Genomic DNA, 18,270 nt, shown 5'->3' on the forward strand with positions numbered 1-18,270 from the left:
CCTTGTGCCCAGAGGTACGGGCGCGATTATACATAGAAATCCAGCTCTTCCTGGCGCTTGAGCAGGTCGCGCATGGTGTGCGGATCGTCGCCGAAGAAGTACAGCAGGCCCCAGTGCGTGCCGAACGCCGTCCGCTTGGTGACGGTTTCCTCGAGCGGCGCGGTCAGTTCATGGGACTCGAAGTAGGGGTGATCCTCGGTCTCTTCGGGCATCTCCAGACGGCTGACCACGCGGCGGCGCGGGTAGACGCCGAAACAGCCGGCGACGCCCTTGGCATCGACCACTTCGCGGGGGAAGAAGTCGGTGATCTCCTGCTCGGTGGTCTTGGGGTCGAAGGACAAGATCAGCCCCTGGTAGGCGTTGAAACCGTAGGCCCGTTCGAGGAGTTCGAAGACCTTGAAGCCGGGCGGACGGTAGGCGACCTCGCCGAAGTACATCTCGCCATCGCTGGTGACGAAGTATTCCGGGTGGACGAAGCCGAAGTCGATGTCGAAGGTCTTGATCAGCTTCTCGATCTGCCGGGTGATCGACTCGCGGTACTTCTCGAGCTCGGGGGTTGCCGGGACGAACACCGAGTAGCCCAGGGTCACGTATTCGGAGATATTGAGAAAGCGGATCTTGCCGTTGTGGATCCACGCCTCGACGGCGAATTCCCAGCCATCGAGATGCGATTCCATGAGTACCGGGAATTCCTCGTCCGGAATGGTATCGACCTCGTCGGGCGTCCGGATCACCCGGTGCCCCAGGCAGCCGGCCTTGTCGAAGGCCTTGAGGTGGATGGGGTCGTTGGGGTCGCCGTCGAGCTTGAGCAGCGTCTGATTGACGCGTTTGAGAAAGCGGATCACGTCGTCTCGGTCGTGCGCTTCCTCGAAGATCCCCACGCGGATGCCGCCCAGTTGAGCGCGCCGCTTCATCAGTGCCTTGTCGCGCAACAGCAGAGCCTGGCCATACAGGCGCGGATTGTCGAGCAACACCGAATTGATCGCCCCGGCCCACTCCACGGTTTCCTCATAGAGCGGTATCGCAACGTCGACGCCCATCTCCTTGAGCGTCTCGGCGATTTCCATCGAACGATCGTTGAGACGCTCGAAGTTCCAGGGGACATAGGGGATGTCGTGCTGCTTGCAGTAGTCTTCGGCCCATTCCGGTGCGACGACCACGTAACGCCGATCGAAGTTGTCGGCGGCCTCGACGGCGTTGAGGCTCCAGCCAAGCAATGCGACATACCCCTTGTTCGGGTTCTTATCCATGGTCCATGCCCTCCGTGGGCTGTTCGTTGACGATGTTCGTTCCCCCTAGCCTAGACTACAAAGCATGCCTCTTGCTCGTCTCGGGTTTACCCTTGCGAGGGCTAGAGGCCACTGTTATAGTGCGCCTCGCGTTCAGGCAAGTCTTTGAACAGACTGCCGGTTCGCGGGATTGACGAAAGGGTTGTGCAGGTATTCCGCAGGCCCCTCGATCAGTCGTCTATGGTGGCCCTATCGGTCCTCCCGCAACGCTAAACCGCAAACCCCGCCAGGCCCGGAAGGGAGCAACGGTAGTGGTGGCTGCGTGTGCCGGGATGTGGCTGATGGGGCCGCCTCCATTTCCGGCCCCGGAAACCTCGCTTTTCCCCCCTGCGGCGAACCGCTAGAATAAGTCGATTCGACGCGAATACATCGTCGCCAAGCGTCGCCACATTGTTCGCGCTATCTTTGGGGGCCTAAGGCCGCCCGACCTAGCCGCAAGGACTTCCGCGCTGCATGAGCTATCAGGTACTGGCCCGCAAATGGCGGCCGCGCACCTTCCATGAACTGGTTGGTCAGGAGCACGTCCAGCGGGCGTTGATCAACGCCCTCGACCAGGGGCGTCTTCATCATGCCTATCTGTTCACCGGCACGCGCGGGGTCGGCAAGACCACGTTGGCGCGCATCCTCGCCAAGTGCCTCAACTGCCAGGGTGGCGTAACCTCGACGCCATGCGGCCAATGCTCGACCTGCCGGGATATCGACGACGGGCGTTTCGTCGACCTGATCGAGGTCGATGCGGCCTCGCGGACCAAGGTCGAGGATACCCGCGAGCTGCTCGACAACGTGCAATACGCACCGTCGCAGGGACGCTACAAGGTGTACCTCATCGACGAGGTGCACATGCTTTCGACGCACAGCTTCAATGCGCTGCTCAAGACGCTCGAGGAGCCGCCGCCGCACGTCAAGTTCCTGCTCGCCACGACCGACCCCCAGAAGCTGCCGGTGACCGTGCTGTCGCGCTGCCTGCAGTTCGCGCTCAAGAACATGCCGCCCGAACGGATCGTCGAGCACCTGGCCAAAGTGCTGGAGGCCGAGTCGGTGCCCTTCGAGGAGCCCGCGCTGTGGCTGCTGGGCAAGGCCGCCGAGGGCTCGATGCGTGACGCCATGAGCCTGACCGATCAGGCGATCGCCTTCGGTCAGGGCCGCGTCCAGCACGACGACGTGGCGGCGATGCTCGGAACGCTGGATCACCGTCACCTAGTGGCGCTGGTCGAGGCGCTGGCCGAGGTCGATGCGGCGCGGGTACTCGCCGAAATCGCCAGCCTGGCTGAGCAGGGGCCCGACTTCGCCGGCGTGCTCGACGACCTGACCGGCATCCTGCATCGCCTGGCGATCGCCCAGATGGTGCCCGATGCGCTCGACAACGGGCATGGCGATCGTGACACCCTGCTGGCGCTGGCGGCACGGTTCACCGCCGAGGACGTTCAGCTCTATTACCAGATCGGCCTGCAGGGGCGCGGCGACATGGACAGTACGCCGGAGCCGCGCACCGCACTGGAAATGACCCTGCTGCGCATGCTGGCCTTTCGTCCGCAGGGCGTGCCCAAGCCGCCGCAGACGCCATTGCCGTTGCGTGGCGACTCGACCCCGCAGGCTAACGGCGAGCCGTCGCCCGGCGAGTCGACGCCCGTCGAGGCGGACGCGGGGAGCATGGCGCAGTCGTCAGCCAGTCGGCGGGAACGCACGTCAGCCTCACGCTCGACGCCGGACGCGCCGAGCGAATCTCCTCAGGCATCCGCCGGGCCGCCCGCCAGCGGCCCGGTTGCCGAGCGTCCGCCCTGGGAGACTGCCGAGCAGGTGCCTGATCAGGTCCCTGTCGCGCAGGCACCCGCGGCCTCCCAACCGACCGAGCCTCAGCCGGCGATAGCGCACAATCCGGGCTATCCCGAGCCACGCGAAGAGGCCGCGTTCGACCAGGCCGATGGCTCCCACGAGGCCGCTCCATTGCGCCCTGAAGGATCGGATGTCGCGGCTCTGGAAGACGCTGAAACGTACCTAGGCGATGAGTACGCGGAGCCAGAGCCCAGCGACGCATCGGAACCCGGCGAAGCATGGCTCGATACCGGGGAGGCGGCGCCCGGCGAGGGTCTGGCCAGCGAGTCCGTCGTCGATACGCTGACGGCACCGGACATGAGTGCCGACGTGGCGTTGCCACCCGACACCTCAGCCGTCTCGGCGGACGAGGCCGATGTCGGCTACGCCCAGGCCCATGCGCCCGCCGTCGCGGCCGAGCCGGGTGCCTTCGACCATGCCGACTGGCTCGAACTGTTCCCGAGCCTTTCGCTTTCCGGGCTGACCCGCAACCTGGCTGCGCACTGCATGGTCGAGCACGACGATGGCCAGGCGCTGCAGCTGCGTCTCGACCCCGGCCAGGCGGCGATGAACGCCGAGGTTCATGTCGAGCGGGTGCGCAAGGCGCTGGCGGCGGCAGGCATCGAGCGGCGGGTCAGCATCGAGCCCGCCGAGTTGCCGGGGGCTATCGAAACCCCCAAGTCGCGTAGCGATCGCGAGGCGCGTGAACGTCATGCCTGGGCGGTTGAAGCGTTGCGCGGTGACCCGCATATCCAGGAACTGGAGCAGGCGTTCAGCGCGCGACTGCTCGAACAGACCGTCGCGCCGCAGACCGCTCAAGCCGGGACACCGGCGGCCCAGTAAGTACGGCGCCACGACCCGAAGTGCCAACCACGTCAACCGACAGCCACGAGGTGATCGCCATGTTCAAGGGCGGAATGGGCAACCTGATGCAGCAGGCTCAGGAAATGCAGGAAAAGATGCAGCGCATCCAGGAAGAGATCGCCAAGTCCGAGGTGACCGGCGAAGCCGGCGCCGGGATGATCTCGGTGACCATGAACGGGCGCCACGACGTCAGCAAGGTGGTCATCGACCCGAGCCTGATGGAAGAGGACAAGGAGATGCTCGAGGATTTGCTGGCCGCCGCGGTCAATGACGCGGTGCGCAAGGTCGAGACCAGTTCCCGCGCCAAGATGGAGGAAGCCACCGAGGGGCTCAACCTGCCGCCCGGCTTCAAGATGCCGTTCTAATGAGCTTTTCACCGCTGGTCGATCGCTTGCTGGAAGCGTTGCGAGTGTTGCCGGGCGTCGGTCCGCGAACGGCGCAGCGTATGGCGTTGCACCTGCTCGAGCGTGAGCGGGACGGCGGACGCCGGTTGGTCGAGGTGCTCGGCACGGCGCTCGAGCAAGTCGGCTATTGCCAACGCTGCCGGACGCTCACCGAGGAGCCGACCTGCGTGCTGTGTCGCAGTGCGCGGCGTGATGGCGCGCTGCTGTGCGTCGTCGAATCGCCGGCCGACATGCTGGCGATCGAGGATGCCGGTGGCTATCACGGCCACTATTTCGTGCTGCACGGGCATCTCTCGCCACTGGATGGCATCGGGCCCGATGACATCGGTCTCGAGCTGCTCGATGCCCGGCTCGACGAGGGCGGCGTCGAGGAGGTGATCCTCGCCACCAACCCCACGGTCGAGGGCGAGGCGACCGCACACTACATCGCCGAACAGATCCGCGAGCGCGGCTTGCGGCTGTCGCGTCTGGCCTATGGCGTGCCCATGGGCGGCGAGCTCGAATATGTCGACGGCGGCACCCTCAGCCGCGCCTTCAACGGTCGCTTGCCCTTCCAGGGCGACTGACCGCTTTCCGTTTCATCCACCGCAGGACGCTCATGCCCCAGGAACCGATCAGTCACTGGATAGATACCCCCGATGCCCTCGATGCGATCTGCGACGAACTCGCCGACGCCCGTTGGCTGGCCGTGGACACCGAATTCTTCCGCGAGTCCAGCTTTCATCCGGTGGCCGCGCTGATTCAGCTCTCGGCCGGCGAGCACGCCTACCTGATCGACCCGCAGGCACTCGCCGCGACGCCGGCGATATGCCGGCTGCTGGGCCCCGAGGGGCCTGTCAAGCTGCTGCACGCCAGCAGCGAGGACCTCGAAGTGCTGTTCAACTGGAGCGGGGTGGTAGTGCAGCCGCTGATCGATACCCAACTGGCCCAGGGGTTGCTGTCCGAGGATCCGGCGATCGGCTATCAACGGCTTGTCGAGCACTGGACCGGCGATAACCTGCCCAAGGACGAGACTCGCTCGGACTGGTTGGTACGACCGCTCAGCGAGGCCCAGTGTCGTTATGCCGCGCTCGACGTGATCTATCTGCCGACGCTCTGGGAGGCGCAGCGAGAGGCACTGCTCGAACGCCAGCGGCTGACCTGGCTCGAAGCCGACTGCGCCGCGCTGGTGAACCAGGCGCAGCGCGGCCTGGACAGCGACGGTGAATGGTTTCGCCGCCATCGCCAGCTATGGCGGCTCACGCCGCGTTCGATCGCCGCCTACCAGCGCCTGACCGCCTGGCGCGAAGCCGAGGTGCGTAGCCGCAATCTGCCGCGCAACTGGCTGGTCAGCGACAAGGTGCTGTTCGCCGTGGCCGAGAGCATGCCGACCAACCGCTATGAACTGGCGGCCGTGGAGGGCATCAAGCCGAGCCTGGTCAAGCGCGAGGGCGATGTGTTGCTGGGGCTGGTCCGCGCAGCGACGCAGCTCGATGAAGCCGAATTGCCGCCGGCCCTGCCTTCGCCGCTGTCGGGGCCCTTCAAGAAGCGTTTCAAACTGCTCAAGCGTTGCGTCGGCGAGACTGCCGAGCGACTCGGCGTGGCACCCGAGGTGTTGGCCCGGCGCCGCGAACTGGAAGCGCTGGTCGCCGCCGATCTCGAGGGCCGGGCATTGCCGCTGCCCGATGGCTGGCGCGGCGAACTGCTCGCCGAGCAGCTGCGCCAAGCGCTCGATGGCGCCGCTGTCGATGCCCAGGGGACGGTATAGCAGGGCCACGAGGATCGCCACGATGGACAAGCGTTTATGCGAGATATTCCGTAGCCCGCGCAAGGACGAGATGTATCTCTTCGTCGACAAGCGCCAGGGCTTCGACGCGGTGCCCGAGGCGTTGCTCGAGCGCTTCGGCAAGCCGCAGCCGGTATTGACCCTGCTGCTGGGCCCCGGACGCCGACTGGCGCGGGCCGATGCCAGCGAGGTGCTGGCGGCCATCGCCGACAAGGGCTACTACCTGCAGATGCCGCCGGGCAAGGAAGATTATCTGCTCGATCTGTATCGGGTGCCCACCGAATTGCCTGACTAGCCAGTAGGGCCGGAATTAGCATCCGGTCGGGAGTGATGAGTTGCGAGAGCGTTTCTGGGAGCGCTACCCGCTCGCCGAACTGACCGGCGAGGAGTGGGAAGCGCTATGCGACGGCTGCGGGCGCTGTTGCCTGCACAAGCTGGAGGACGAGGAGAGCGGTGACATCGCCACGCTGGATGTCGCCTGCCAACTGCTCGATATCAAGGCGTGCCGATGCGGCGACTATGCCAACCGCAGTGCACGCGTACCCGGCTGCGTGCCGCTGACCCGCGAGCTCGTCGCGCAGTTTCGCTGGCTGCCGTCGAGCTGTGCCTATCGCCGCCTCGAGGAGGGGCGAGGATTGGCCGATTGGCATCCGCTGATCTCGGGCGATCCCGGTAGCGTACAGCGTGCCGGGATCGGCGTGGCCAGCTTCGCGATCGCCGAGGACGCCATCGATGAAGCCGACTGGGAAGACCGCATCATCGACATCCTGTCGATCGACGAGCCGTGATTTCGCTGGGCTAGCCGCGATTCTCCGCCAGGCCCAACGCCCAGAGCAGGAACGCGTCCTGGCGGGCGTTGTCCTTCCACGCCTTGAAGCGCCCCGAGGCACCGCCGTGTCCCGAGATCATGTCGCTACGTAGGAGGATGGGGCGGCGATCCGCGGGGCGGCCCTCCGTCGGGCGGCCATCCGCACGGCGATCCGTCGGGCGCTTCTCCGATAGCTCCGCCGCAGGGGCGTGCCCCTCGGCGTTCTGGTGCGCGGCGCGTAGCTCGTTGAGCCGCGCATAGAGCTTGGCCGGTTCCCAGTAGGGCACCCGCGAATCGTGCCAGCTGCCCTGCAGAAAGATCGCCGGGTAGGGCTGGTCGCTCAGGTTGTCGAGCGGCGAGTAGTCGCGAATGCGCCGCCGCGCATCGGGCTCGTCGGGATTGCCCCACTCGGTGTATTCGGCGGTGGTCAGCGGCAGGTCGGGATTTTCCATGGTTCGCAGCACGTCGACGAACGGCACGTCGAGAACCGCCGCGCAGAAGGCGCCGGGATCGAGATTGAGGCTCGCCCCCACCAGCAGGCCGCCGGCGCTGGCGCCGTAGGCGGCGATCCGTCGCTCGTCGGCGAGACCGGCCTCGACCAGCGCCTGACGGGCGGCGAGAAAGTCGCGGAAGCTGTTCTCCTTGTGCTCGAGCTTGCCGGCCAGGTACCACGGTTCGCCGCGGTCGCCGCCGCCGCGGACGTGAGCGACGGCGAAGGCCACCCCGCGCGACAACAGTTCGAGGCGCGCCACCGAGAACCATGGGTCGAGCACCGCGCCATAGGCGCCGTAGCCGTAAAGCAACGTGGGCAGCGGCTCCGAGCCGAGCCGGTCGGCCCGCGCCATCACCGATACCGGGATGCGCTCGCCATCGTGAGCGGTCGCCCACAGGCGCCGACAGACCAGTTGCTCGGGCGGCAGGTCGCCATGGATCGGCTGGGTCTTGAGCAGGCGCCGCTTGTCGCCGTCCAGATCGTGCTCGATCCAGCGTGGCGGCAGGGTGAACGATTCCTCGCGCAGGCGCAGACGGCGCGTGGCGAAGTCGGGTATGTCGCCGAGCGCCACGCTGCACGGCGCCTCGGGAAGCGGCAGGCGACGGTCGCCGGTAATGGCGTGACGGTCGTCGAGGCTGACGACGCGCACCTGAACCTGGGCCTGGTCGTGATCGCGCTCGGTGATCACCAGGCCCCAGGCGAAGGCGTCGACGCCTTCCAGGGTCTGGTCGTCGCGATGGGCGATCAGCGGTTGCCAGCGTTCGGGGTTGTCCTCGTCGGCCACATCGAGGCAAAAGTGCGTCGCCTCACGGTTGTGCAGGATGTAGAAATACCCCGGTCGATGCTCGAGCGCGTACTCGACGCCGGTTTCCCGGGGACGCACGCAGTGGGGCCGGGTATGCGGCGCGGCGGCGGGAATCAGATGGCACTCGGAGGTGTCCTTGGAGGCGCTCTCGAGTACCAGCCAGGTACGCGAGCGGGTCTTGCCCAGGCCGACCCAGAATTCGACGTCGGGCTCCTCGAACAGCATGACGGGTTCGCCACCATGGATGTCCAGCCGCCACACGCTGGCCGGGCGCTGGGTGGCGTCGTAGCGGGTGAACAGCAAGGTGCGGTCGTCCTCGGCCCAGGTCAGCTCGGGGCCGATGCCTTCGAGCACCAGGCGCGGTTCGCCGTCGGGCAGGACGCGCAGATACAGATCGAAGTATTCGTCGCCGCGGCTGTCCTCGGTCCAGACCAGGCGGTCCTCGGCGGGAGAGATCGCCAGGTCGCCGAGCTCGAGGAAATGCCGTTCGCCGGCACGCGCCTCGAGATTCAGCAGGCACTCTTGGCGTTCGGCGTGGTCATTGGGGTGGCGCCACCACACCGGGTAATCGGCGTCGGCGGCCGTCTCGCTCCAGTAGGTGTAGCGTTCGAGGGGCGTGCGCAGGCCGCTGACGGCGAGCTCCCGGCGCGCCAGGTGGCCCTGGTAGAGCGCCTCGACCAGTGGCTCGAGCGGCTCGAACCAGTCGTCGCACTCACGATTGGCGGCTTCGAGGAAAGCCGCTACCTGCGGATCGTCGCGCTGTTCGAGCCAGTGCCAGTAAAGATCCGCGGGGCGCCTGAAGCGCGTAATCGGGGCGTCGGGCGACGTTGGAATGGGCTGCTGTGCTTTCATTGGACGCGGTGTACCATGATGAACAAAACGTGTAGAGGGAGAACCTAGAGCAATGCTGATTTCCGACTCGATGCCACTTCTCTGGTGCAGCTATGTGGCATTGTCGCTGGTCGTGCTGATCACGGGCTACCTGGCGATACGCTGGTTGCCCAGGTTGCCGCGGTTCGTCGTCACCGGTGTGGTGGCGGGGCTGATCTGGATGCCCTGTAGTTTCACCCTGCCGCTGCTTGATGCGGATGCGACCTATCATGGCATGGCCCCGGCGGTGGTGGTAGCCGGCATCGCCTTCCTGCAGCACGACGTCGCTGCGCTGGGAGGAGCCGCCATGCTGTTGCTGCTGGGTATGGCGCTGGGCGCGGCGCTCGGCGTGCTGGCTTGGTGGGGGCTGCGTCGCCGCGCTAGCCAACACGACGACGACGCGGGCGAGGATCGCGACCAGGCGCCGGCTCCGCGCCGTGAACCGGTCATTGGCTAAGGCCTAAGGAATCGCCATGCGAGGGTTGATTGCTGCGGCCTTGACGCTACTGCTGTGCGGGACGCTGCAGGCTGCGGAGTCGGCTCCCCCCGACGTACGCCTGCTGTTCGATGTATCGGGGAGCATGAAGCGTAACGATCCCAACCGTCTCAGCGACAGTGCGCTGGAACTGATGGTGACGCTGTTGCCTGCAGGCGCGCGTGGCGGCTTGTGGACGTTCGGCAGCCGCGTGGCCAACCCACTGCCTAGCGCGACGGTCGACGAGAATTGGCGCCAACGGGCGCTGGCGTTGAAACCGGCGCTATCCGACTATCAGCAATATACCGATATCGAGCAGGCCGTGCGCGAGACTGCCAACGCAGCCCCCGCCGATGGCAAGCGGCACCTGATACTACTCACCGACGGGATGATCGACATACCCGGCAGCGGCGGCGAGCGTGTCCGCAACGAGGCTTCTCGCCGACGCCTGATGGAGCAGCTGGCGCCCACCCTGGCCGACGAGTCGGTGGTGATCCACACCATTGCCTTTTCCTCGGGCGTGGATTCGAGCCTGCTCGAGGGCCTGTCCCGCGAGACCGATGGCCTCAATGCGGTCGCCGAGGATCCCGAGGCGCTGCTGCGGGCTTTCCTCGATGTGTTCGATCGCATTTTCCCGCGCGACCAGGTGCCGCTCGACGCACAAAGCTTTCCAATCGACGAACGCGTCGATGCGTTCTCGGCACTGCTGTTCCACGGCCCCGACTCGCCGGCACCGGTGCTGATCGGCCCCGACGGCAAGCGCCACACGCTCGAGGAGCATTCGCCTGCGATCCGTTGGCAGCATCAGCCGCGCTTCGACATCATCCACGTTCCGCGGCCGCAAGCGGGGCAGTGGCGTATCGAGGGCGACGTGGGACCCGACAGCCGGGTCAGCGTCGAGTCGGACCTGGCACTGCGCGTTCCGCAATTGCCGACGACTCTCTACCAGGGGTTCGCAACGCCCATCGAGGCCGGCCTGAGCCAGTCGGATGCGGCGTCCGACGCGCCGCCGCCCGGCCTCGAGATGCGCGCCGAACTGCGTGACATCGACGGCCGGGTGCGCCAATCGGTCGCCCTCGAGCGCGATGGCGACAGCTTTCGCGGTGTCCTGGCGCCGCCGCGCGAGGTCGGCAATGCACGCCTGGCGGTGGTCGCGGAGAACGATCGGTTCGTTCGCGAGCGGCGCCAGGCGGTCAATGTGCTGGCGCCGATCAGCGCCGAGCTGGATGGCGGGGGCGGCAACGTCAAGCTGCACGCCGAGCACCCGCGACTGAATAGCGACAACACGCAGATCGCCGCCACACTGCAGGGCGAGTCACTGTCGGTCCGTGCGCAGGACGACAAGACCTGGCGGATCGCACTACCCGAGGTCGACGAGTCGGTTTCACTGCCGCTGGCGCTGACGGCCACCGTGACACTTGACGGCGAGACGCGAACCATCGAACTGCCGCCGTTGATACTCAACCCGCAGGCCGATACCGGCCTGCGCGGTGCCAGCCTCGATCGGCCCGAGGTCGAGGTCCTTGAGGGGGGCGGGCAAGAGGAGGAGCCCGCAAAGTCCGGCTCGTCGCTCGATGCACTGGGCAATGAGCTGGGCCAATGGCTGGGGTCGTTGCCGTCCAGGGTCGAGTCGCTCTGGGAGAAGGCGCCGGCGAGCCTGCATCAGGCCGCCCGCGAAACACGTCAGCATCCGCTGTGGTGGCTGCTGGCTGCGCTCCTCGTGCTGTTGCTGCTCTGGCGCCGGCGCCGCAGCGCCCAGCGGCGCCGGCATCGGTCGCGTAGGCAACGGCACCACGTCGAGCGGGAGGAGCCGCATGTGTGAGCTGTTGGGCATGAGCGCCAACGTGCCCACCGATATCTGCTTCAGCTTCGCCGGCTTTCTGCATCGCGGCGGGCGTACCGGGCCGCATCGCGACGGCTGGGGCATCGCTTTCTACGAGCAGGGCGGTTATCGCGACTTCCGCGATCCCAGCCCCTCGGCGGATTCGCCGATCGCCCGCCTGATCCGCGACTATCCGATCAAGTCGCACGTGGTGATCAGCCATATCCGTCAGGCCAATGTCGGCAACGTGCGCCTGGCCAATACCCATCCCTTCACCCGCGAAATGTGGGGGCGCCCCTGGTGCTATGCCCACAACGGGCAACTGCAGGGCTGGGACGCGCTGGGGTTGTCCTTCTATCGCCCCGTGGGCGACACCGACAGCGAACATGCCTTCTGCTGGCTGCTCGGCGAACTGCGCCAACGCTTTCCCGAACCGCCCGCCAAGCCTGGCCCGCTGTGGGCGACGCTGCATGCGCTGTGCGAGCAGTTGCGCGGCCTGGGGGTGTGCAACCTGCTGCTCTCGGACGGGGTGCATCTCTATGCCTACTGTTCGACCAAGCTGGTGCATCTCACCCGCCGGGCGCCCTTTGGCCGGGCCCATCTCAGCGACACCGAGATGAGCGTCGACTTTCGCGAGCACACCACGCTGGACGACGTGGTCTCGGTGATGGCCACCGAACCTTTGACGGCCAACGAGGATTGGACCGCCATGCGGCCGGGAGAGCTCTTGGTCTGGCGCGACGGCGACATTCAGGCCCGCTACAGTGCGAATGACCGTCCCGAACGAGCAAGTGAACGTTAGTTTGAATCGATCGTTTTACGGTCGAGGGCGGTCTGCTATGGTAGCAGCCGAACTGGCCGACCGTGGACTTCCGGCCGCAACAACGCACCGGCAAGTCGCTTGCCGAGTAGCACAATAAGAAAGCCCGTCGACCCCGGTCGAACGCAACAGCGGAGATCAGCTCATGAGCCAGCACGCCACTGCGCCTCTCGTATCCGGTCCGCCCCTGCAGGGGTTGGAGGATTACGCCACGGTGACCGATGTCTTCGCGGCCTCGGTCGAACGTTTCGCCGACAAGCCGGCGTTCAGCTGCATGGGCCAGGTATTGCGCTATCACGACGTCGACCGCCTGGCGGCGGATTTCGCCGCCTGGCTTCAGCACGAGACCGAACTCGAGCCGGGCGACCGAATCGCCATCCAGTTGCCCAACGTGCTGCAGTTCCCGGTGGCGGTGTTCGGCGCGCTGCGTGCCGGGCTGGTGGTGGTCAACACCAATCCGCTGTATACCGAGCGCGAGATGCATCATCAGTTCGCCGATTCCGGCGCCAAGGCGATCGTGATTCTCGCCAACATGGCCGACAAGCTCGAGCGGGTGATCGACAAGACCGAAATCCGCCATGTGCTGGTGACCGAACTCGGCGACCTGCATGGCTTTCCCAAGCGCGCGCTGATCAACTTTGCCGTGCGCTACGTCAAGAAGCTGGTCCCGCGTTACTCGTTGCCCGGCGCCCTGGGCTTCCGCGATGCACTGGCGCGCGGCGCCAAGCGACAGTATCGCCCGGTCGAGCGCAATTGTGACGACATCGCCGCGTTGCAGTACACCGGCGGTACGACCGGCGTCGCCAAGGGCACCATGCTCACGCACCGCAACCTGGTCGCCAACATGCTGCAGGCGCGAGCGGTGATCGGCGATGTGCTCGGCGAAGGCTGCGAGACGGTGATTGCGCCATTGCCGGTCTATCACATCTACACGTTCACGGTTAATTGCCTGTTCCTGATGGAAACCGGCAATCACAGCGTGCTGATAACCAACCCGCGGGACATCGACGGCTTCGTCAAGACGTTGAGCAAGATCCACTTCACCGGCTTCGTCGGGCTCAACACGCTGTTCAATGCGCTGTGCAATCGCGACGATTTCAGGGCGCTGGACTTTTCCTCGCTCAAGCTGACCATCTCGGGTGGCATGGCGCTGACCAAGGCCGCGGCCAAGCGCTGGGAAGAGGTCACCGGCTGCCCGGTCGCCGAGGGCTACGGGATGACCGAAACCTCGCCGATCGTCTCGTTCAATCCGCCGTCGGCGATCCAACTGGGTACCATCGGCAAGCCGGTGCCGGGTACCTCGGTCAAGGTCGTCGATGCCGACGGCAACGACCTGGCGCTGGGCGAGGCCGGCGAGCTGTGCGTTCAGGGGCCGCAGGTCATGAAGGGCTACTGGAACCGCCCCGAGGACACCGCCAAGGCGCTCGATGCCCAGGGCTGGGTGCGCACCGGCGACATCGCCGTCCTCCAGGAAGACGGTTATATCCGTATCGTCGATCGCAAGAAGGACATGATCATCGTCTCCGGTTTCAACGTCTATCCCAACGAGATCGAGGACGTCGTCGCCGGTCATCCCGACGTGATCGAGGCGGCGGCGATCGGCGTGCCCGACGAGGACAGCGGCGAGGCGGTCAAGCTGTTCGTCGTCGCCCGTAACGAGTCGCTGGACGCGGAGACCCTGCGTAGCTGGTGCAAGAAGGAACTGGCCGGCTACAAAGTGCCCAAGTTCGTCGAGTTCCGCGACGAACTGCCCAAGACCAATGTCGGCAAGGTGTTGCGCCGCGAGTTGCGCGACGCCTGAACGGCATCGCTCGACAGAGCGCCCGTGACGATTGGCTCGCGGGTGCAGCAAAGCGATACAATAACCGGCCCGCCACGGCACGACCGTGGCGGGCCGGTCGTTTATTGAATTCAGCGAGGACGATTTGCGCGCTACCGCTTCGAACCCCGATGCTTTAAAGGCCCTGGAGGGTCGCCAGGCCCAACTCGACGCCTGCCTGTTGCGCGACGCCCGCGATCAGGGGCGGCGGCTGGCCAAGCTGCGTCAGCGGGCGAAGGCCGGCAAGCCGATCGATCATGCGCTGCAGCAGATCGATGCGCGCCTGGCGAGTTCGCAGGCGTTGCTCGAGAAGCGCCGGGCGCAGCCGGTGACGCTGAACTACCCCGAGTCGTTGCCGGTCGCCGAGAAGCGCGAGGACATTCTCGCCGCGCTGCGCGAGCATCAGATCGTGGTGGTCGCTGGCGAAACCGGTTCGGGCAAGACGACCCAATTACCCAAGCTGTGTCTGGAGCTGGGCCTGGGGCGGCGCGGGCTGATCGGCCATACCCAGCCGCGGCGGCTGGCGGCGCGCTCGGTGGCCACGCGCCTCGCCGAAGAACTCGAGGTGCCGCTCGGCGCCCAGGTCGGCTACCAGGTGCGCTTCACCGACCAGACCAACGACGCCACGCTGGTCAAGCTGATGACCGACGGCATTCTGCTGGCCGAGACCCAGCACGATCCCGACCTCGAGCGCTACGAGGCGATCATCATCGACGAGGCCCACGAGCGCAGCCTCAACATCGACTTTTTGCTCGGCTATCTCAAGCGGCTGACCCAGCGCCGCCCGGACCTCAAGGTGATCATCACTTCGGCGACCATCGACGTCGAACGCTTCTCGCGGCATTTCGCCCAGCCGGCGGCGGGTAACGATAATGAGCATGGGGACAGCGAACCGCGCCCCGCGCCGGTGGTCCAGGTCTCGGGGCGCACCTACCCGGTCGAGCTGCATTACCGGCCGCTGGTGCGCGACGCCGACGACGAGGAGGACCGTACCCTGCAGGAGGGCATCCTCCACGCGGTGGAGGAGATCGAGGCCATCGAGCGCGACAAGCGCTGGTTCAGCGGTCCGCGCGACGTGCTGATCTTCCTGCCCGGCGAGCGCGAGATCCGCGAGACCGCCGATACGCTGCGCCGCGCCGATCTGCGCGGAACCGAGATACTGCCGCTCTACGCACGGCTCTCCAACGCCGAGCAGAATCGGGTGTTCCAGAGCCACACCGGGCGGCGCATCGTGCTCGCCACCAACGTCGCCGAGACCTCGCTGACGGTGCCCGGGATCCGCTACGTGGTCGACCCGGGGCTGGTGCGCATCAGTCGCTACAGCTATCGCGCCAAGATCCAGCGGCTACCGATCGAGCCGGTCAGCCAGGCCAGCGCCGACCAGCGCAAGGGCCGCTGCGGGCGCATCAGTGAGGGCGTGTGCATCCGCCTCTACAGCGAGCAGGACTATCTCGCCCGGCCGGCCTATACCGAGCCCGAGATCCAGCGCACCAACCTGGCCTCGGTGATCCTGTCGATGCTCTCGCTGAAGCTCGGCGACATCGAGGCCTTCCCGTTCGTCGACGCGCCGGATTCGCGCTTCGTCAAGGACGGCTTCCGCCTGCTTTTCGAGCTCGGCGCGGTCGACGAGGGCAATCGTCTGTCGCCGCTCGGCCGACGGCTGGCGCGGCTGCCCATCGACCCGCGCCTGGCGCGCATGGTGCTGGCCGCCGCCGATCAGGACTGCCTGCGCGACGTATTGGTGGTGGTCAGCGCGCTGTCGATCCAGGACCCGCGCGAGCGTCCCGCCGACAAGCGCCAGGCCGCCGACCAGAAGCATCAGCAGTGGAACGATCCGGACTCCGACTTCGCCGCCTGGCTCAACCTGTGGAACGGTTTCGAGGCGGCTCGCGAAGCGCTGTCGGGCAACCGGCTGCGGCGCTGGTGTCGCGAGCAGTACCTCAACTACCTGCGGCTGCGCGAGTGGCACGATACCTTCAGGCAGTTGCGTCAGCTGCTGCGCGACATGGACATCCAAGTGCCGGCCGCCGCCCCGATCGCTCTTGCTGGCAGCCAGGCCGCTGGCGCCGGCGAGGCGGACCCTGCAACCACGCGCGAAGCCGTGCGTCGGCAACAGACGGCCTTTCACCAGGCGCTGCTCAGCGGCCTTTTGTCGAACATCGGCCAGCTCACCGAAAACCGCGAGTATCTGGGCGCGCGCAACCGCAAGTTCTTCATCCATCCCGGCTCGGGGCTGGCCAAGAAATCGCCCAAGTGGCTGATGGCCGGCGAGCTGGTCGAGACCTCGAGGCTCTACGCCCGCGACGTGGCGCGCATCCAGCCGGAATGGATCGAGCCGCTCGCGAGCCACCTAGTCAAGCGCAGCTACAGCGAGCCGCACTGGGAGATGAAGCGTGCCCAGGTGGTGGCCTTCGAGCAGGTCACGCTGTTCGGGTTGCCGATCGTCGCCCGGCGCAAGGTGCACTACGGGCCCATCGCGCCGGTCGAGGCCCGCGAGCTGTTCATCCGCCGCGCGCTGGTCGAGGGCGAGTACCGTACCCAGGCGGCGTTCTTCGCCCACAACCGGGCATTGATCGACGAAGTCGAGGATCTGGAGGACAGGGCGCGAAAGCGTGATATTCTGGTGGATGAGGAAACGCTGTTCGATTTCTACGATCAGCGCTTGCCGAGCGACATCGTCAACGGCAAGGGCTTCGAGCATTGGCGGCGCCAGGCGGAGCGCGACGACCCGCGGATACTCGAGCTCGACAAGGCCAGCCTGATGGCCCGCCAGGCCGATGAGGTCAGCGAGGAGCACTACCCGGACACGCTGACTCTCAAGGGTGTGCGCTACCCGTTGAGCTATCATTTCGCGCCGGGTGCCGAGGATGACGGAGTGACTCTGACCGTACCCGCAGCGATGCTTTCGCAACTGCCGCGTCAGCGCCTCGAGTGGCTGGTGCCGGGATTGCTACGCGAGAAGTGCATCGCCCTGCTCAAGTCGCTGCCCAAAGCGGTGCGCCGCCAGGTGGTGCCGATCCCCGATTGGGTGGATGCCGCGCTCGAGACGCTGAGCCCCGACGACGTGCCGTTGAGCGAGGCGCTCGGCGAGTTCCTGCGCGTCAAGACCGGGCTGCGGCTGAGCCGCGAGGATTGGCGCAGTGAGCAGCTCGAACCGCACCTGGTGATGAACCTGCGGGTGGTCGATCATGAAGGCAAGGAGCTGGGTCAGGGCCGCGATCCGGCGGCGCTCGAGCGGCGCTTCGCCGCGGCCGCCAATGCCGGCGCCCAGGCGCTGGACGCGGCCGGCGATACGCGCCAGGCGGTCGATGATCTGCCCGAGACGCCGTTGGCCGAGTCGCGCAGCACGACCCAGGCGGGCATTCGGGTCGCCGCCTACCCGGCGCTGGTCGAGCAGAGCGACGCCAAAGCCAAGCACGATGACAGAGCGAGCGCCGCAGCGCTGGCGGTGGAGCTCTTCGATCATCCGGCCAAGGCACACGAGGCGCATCGTCACGGCGTCAAGCGTCTGGCGATGCAGCGCCTGCCCGATCAGGTCAAGGCGCTCAAGCGCTTGCCGGGGCTCGAGCGCTGTGCGCTGCTGTTCGCCAAGGTCGGCAGCAAGGCGCAGCTCGCCGATGACCTGGTGGCGGCGGTATTCCTCCACGAAATCGCCTTCGAGCCGCTGCCCCGTTCGCGGCAGGCGTTGACCCAGCGCCTCGACGAGCGTCGCGGCGAGCTGGTGGCCTATGGCGAGGGCCTGGTGACGACGCTGCATCGCGCGCTCGAGGGCCATCTGGCGGTGACCCAGGCGCTGAAGGGCAACTTGAGCCTGTCGCTGGCGCTGGTCTACGGCGATCTCAAGGCGCAGATGCAGCGACTGGTCCATCCCGGCTTCGTCAGCGAAGCTGGTGAATGGCTGCAGGAGTACCCACGCTATATGGAGGCGGCACGCATTCGTCTCGAGAAGGCCCCGCGCGAACGCATGCGCGATCAGATGCTGATGCAGCAAGTCCAGGACTTCGAGGCTCGGCTGGCCAACCGTCGTCAGGCCGAGCGTCGCGATGGCTGGGAGGATCCGGCGCTGGTCGAGTTCGCCTGGTGGATCGAGGAGTTGCGCGTGTCGCTGTTCGCCCAGCAACTGGGCACGCGCATGCCGGTATCCGCCAAGCGCCTCGAGCGCCGCTGGGCCGAGATCACCGGCCGCCGTGAGGCCTGAGTGCTCAATCAGACGAGAAGCGGCTC

The 18,270-nt window shown here is 66.5% G+C and carries 13 protein-coding genes and 1 other RNA gene; 12 read left to right on the forward strand and 2 right to left on the reverse strand.

Annotated features, from left to right (window positions below; translation table 11 throughout):
- Positions 1-26 precede the first annotated feature (26 nt).
- Positions 27-1,250, reverse strand: coding sequence for a carboxylate--amine ligase (locus R6258_RS07160; protein ID WP_318448980.1), 1,224 nt, complete (start codon positions 1,248-1,250; stop codon positions 27-29).
- 229 nt (positions 1,251-1,479) lie between these two features.
- Here R6258_RS07160 and ffs point away from each other — a divergent pair.
- The 7 genes from ffs (at position 1,480) to R6258_RS07195 (ending at position 6,922) form a co-directional block, all read left to right on the forward strand.
- An RNA gene (gene ffs / locus R6258_RS07165) (signal recognition particle sRNA small type) lies at positions 1,480-1,576 on the forward strand.
- Positions 1,577-1,742: 166 nt separating this feature from the next.
- Positions 1,743-3,944, forward strand: a complete 2,202-nt coding sequence (gene dnaX / locus R6258_RS07170; protein WP_318448981.1) for a DNA polymerase III subunit gamma/tau — start codon at positions 1,743-1,745, stop codon at positions 3,942-3,944.
- 59 nt (positions 3,945-4,003) lie between these two features.
- Positions 4,004-4,330, forward strand: coding sequence for a YbaB/EbfC family nucleoid-associated protein (locus R6258_RS07175; RefSeq protein ID WP_318449170.1), 327 nt, complete (start codon positions 4,004-4,006; stop codon positions 4,328-4,330).
- A complete protein-coding gene (recR, locus tag R6258_RS07180; protein WP_318448982.1) occupies positions 4,330-4,935 on the forward strand; it encodes a recombination mediator RecR in 606 nt (201 codons plus the stop codon). Before R6258_RS07175 ends, recR begins: the two co-directional genes overlap by 1 nt.
- A gap of 32 nt (positions 4,936-4,967) precedes the next feature.
- On the forward strand, positions 4,968-6,116 hold the full coding sequence (rnd, locus tag R6258_RS07185; RefSeq protein ID WP_318448983.1) for a ribonuclease D: 1,149 nt from the start codon (positions 4,968-4,970) through the stop codon (positions 6,114-6,116).
- A 22-nt stretch (positions 6,117-6,138) separates the two neighbouring features.
- Positions 6,139-6,429, forward strand: a complete 291-nt coding sequence (locus R6258_RS07190; RefSeq protein WP_318448984.1) for a YcgL domain-containing protein — start codon at positions 6,139-6,141, stop codon at positions 6,427-6,429.
- A 40-nt stretch (positions 6,430-6,469) separates the two neighbouring features.
- Positions 6,470-6,922, forward strand: coding sequence for a YcgN family cysteine cluster protein (locus R6258_RS07195; protein WP_318448985.1), 453 nt, complete (start codon positions 6,470-6,472; stop codon positions 6,920-6,922).
- A gap of 10 nt (positions 6,923-6,932) precedes the next feature.
- Here R6258_RS07195 and R6258_RS07200 read toward each other — a convergent pair whose 3' ends face one another.
- On the reverse strand, positions 6,933-9,092 hold the full coding sequence (locus R6258_RS07200) for a S9 family peptidase (RefSeq protein ID WP_318448986.1): 2,160 nt from the start codon (positions 9,090-9,092) through the stop codon (positions 6,933-6,935).
- 52 nt (positions 9,093-9,144) lie between these two features.
- On the opposite strand from R6258_RS07200, the gene R6258_RS07205 reads away from it, so the two are divergent.
- From R6258_RS07205 to hrpA, 5 genes are all read left to right on the forward strand, one after another.
- Positions 9,145-9,567, forward strand: a complete 423-nt coding sequence (locus tag R6258_RS07205; protein ID WP_318448987.1) for a hypothetical protein — start codon at positions 9,145-9,147, stop codon at positions 9,565-9,567.
- A 16-nt stretch (positions 9,568-9,583) separates the two neighbouring features.
- Entirely contained in the window at positions 9,584-11,407 is a 1,824-nt protein-coding gene (locus R6258_RS07210; RefSeq protein WP_318448988.1) for a vWA domain-containing protein, read from the forward strand.
- Positions 11,400-12,209, forward strand: coding sequence for a class II glutamine amidotransferase (locus R6258_RS07215; protein WP_318448989.1), 810 nt, complete (start codon positions 11,400-11,402; stop codon positions 12,207-12,209). The genes R6258_RS07210 and R6258_RS07215 overlap by 8 nt, the downstream gene beginning before the upstream one ends.
- A 163-nt stretch (positions 12,210-12,372) precedes the next feature.
- Positions 12,373-14,028, forward strand: a complete 1,656-nt coding sequence (locus R6258_RS07220) for an AMP-binding protein (protein WP_318448990.1) — start codon at positions 12,373-12,375, stop codon at positions 14,026-14,028.
- 124 nt (positions 14,029-14,152) lie between these two features.
- Entirely contained in the window at positions 14,153-18,244 is a 4,092-nt protein-coding gene (hrpA, locus tag R6258_RS07225; RefSeq protein ID WP_318448991.1) for an ATP-dependent RNA helicase HrpA, read from the forward strand.
- Positions 18,245-18,270: the final 26 nt, after the last annotated feature.

Source organism: Halomonas sp. HP20-15, from assembly GCF_033446685.1.
Classification (GTDB): Bacteria; Pseudomonadota; Gammaproteobacteria; order Pseudomonadales; family Halomonadaceae; genus Modicisalibacter.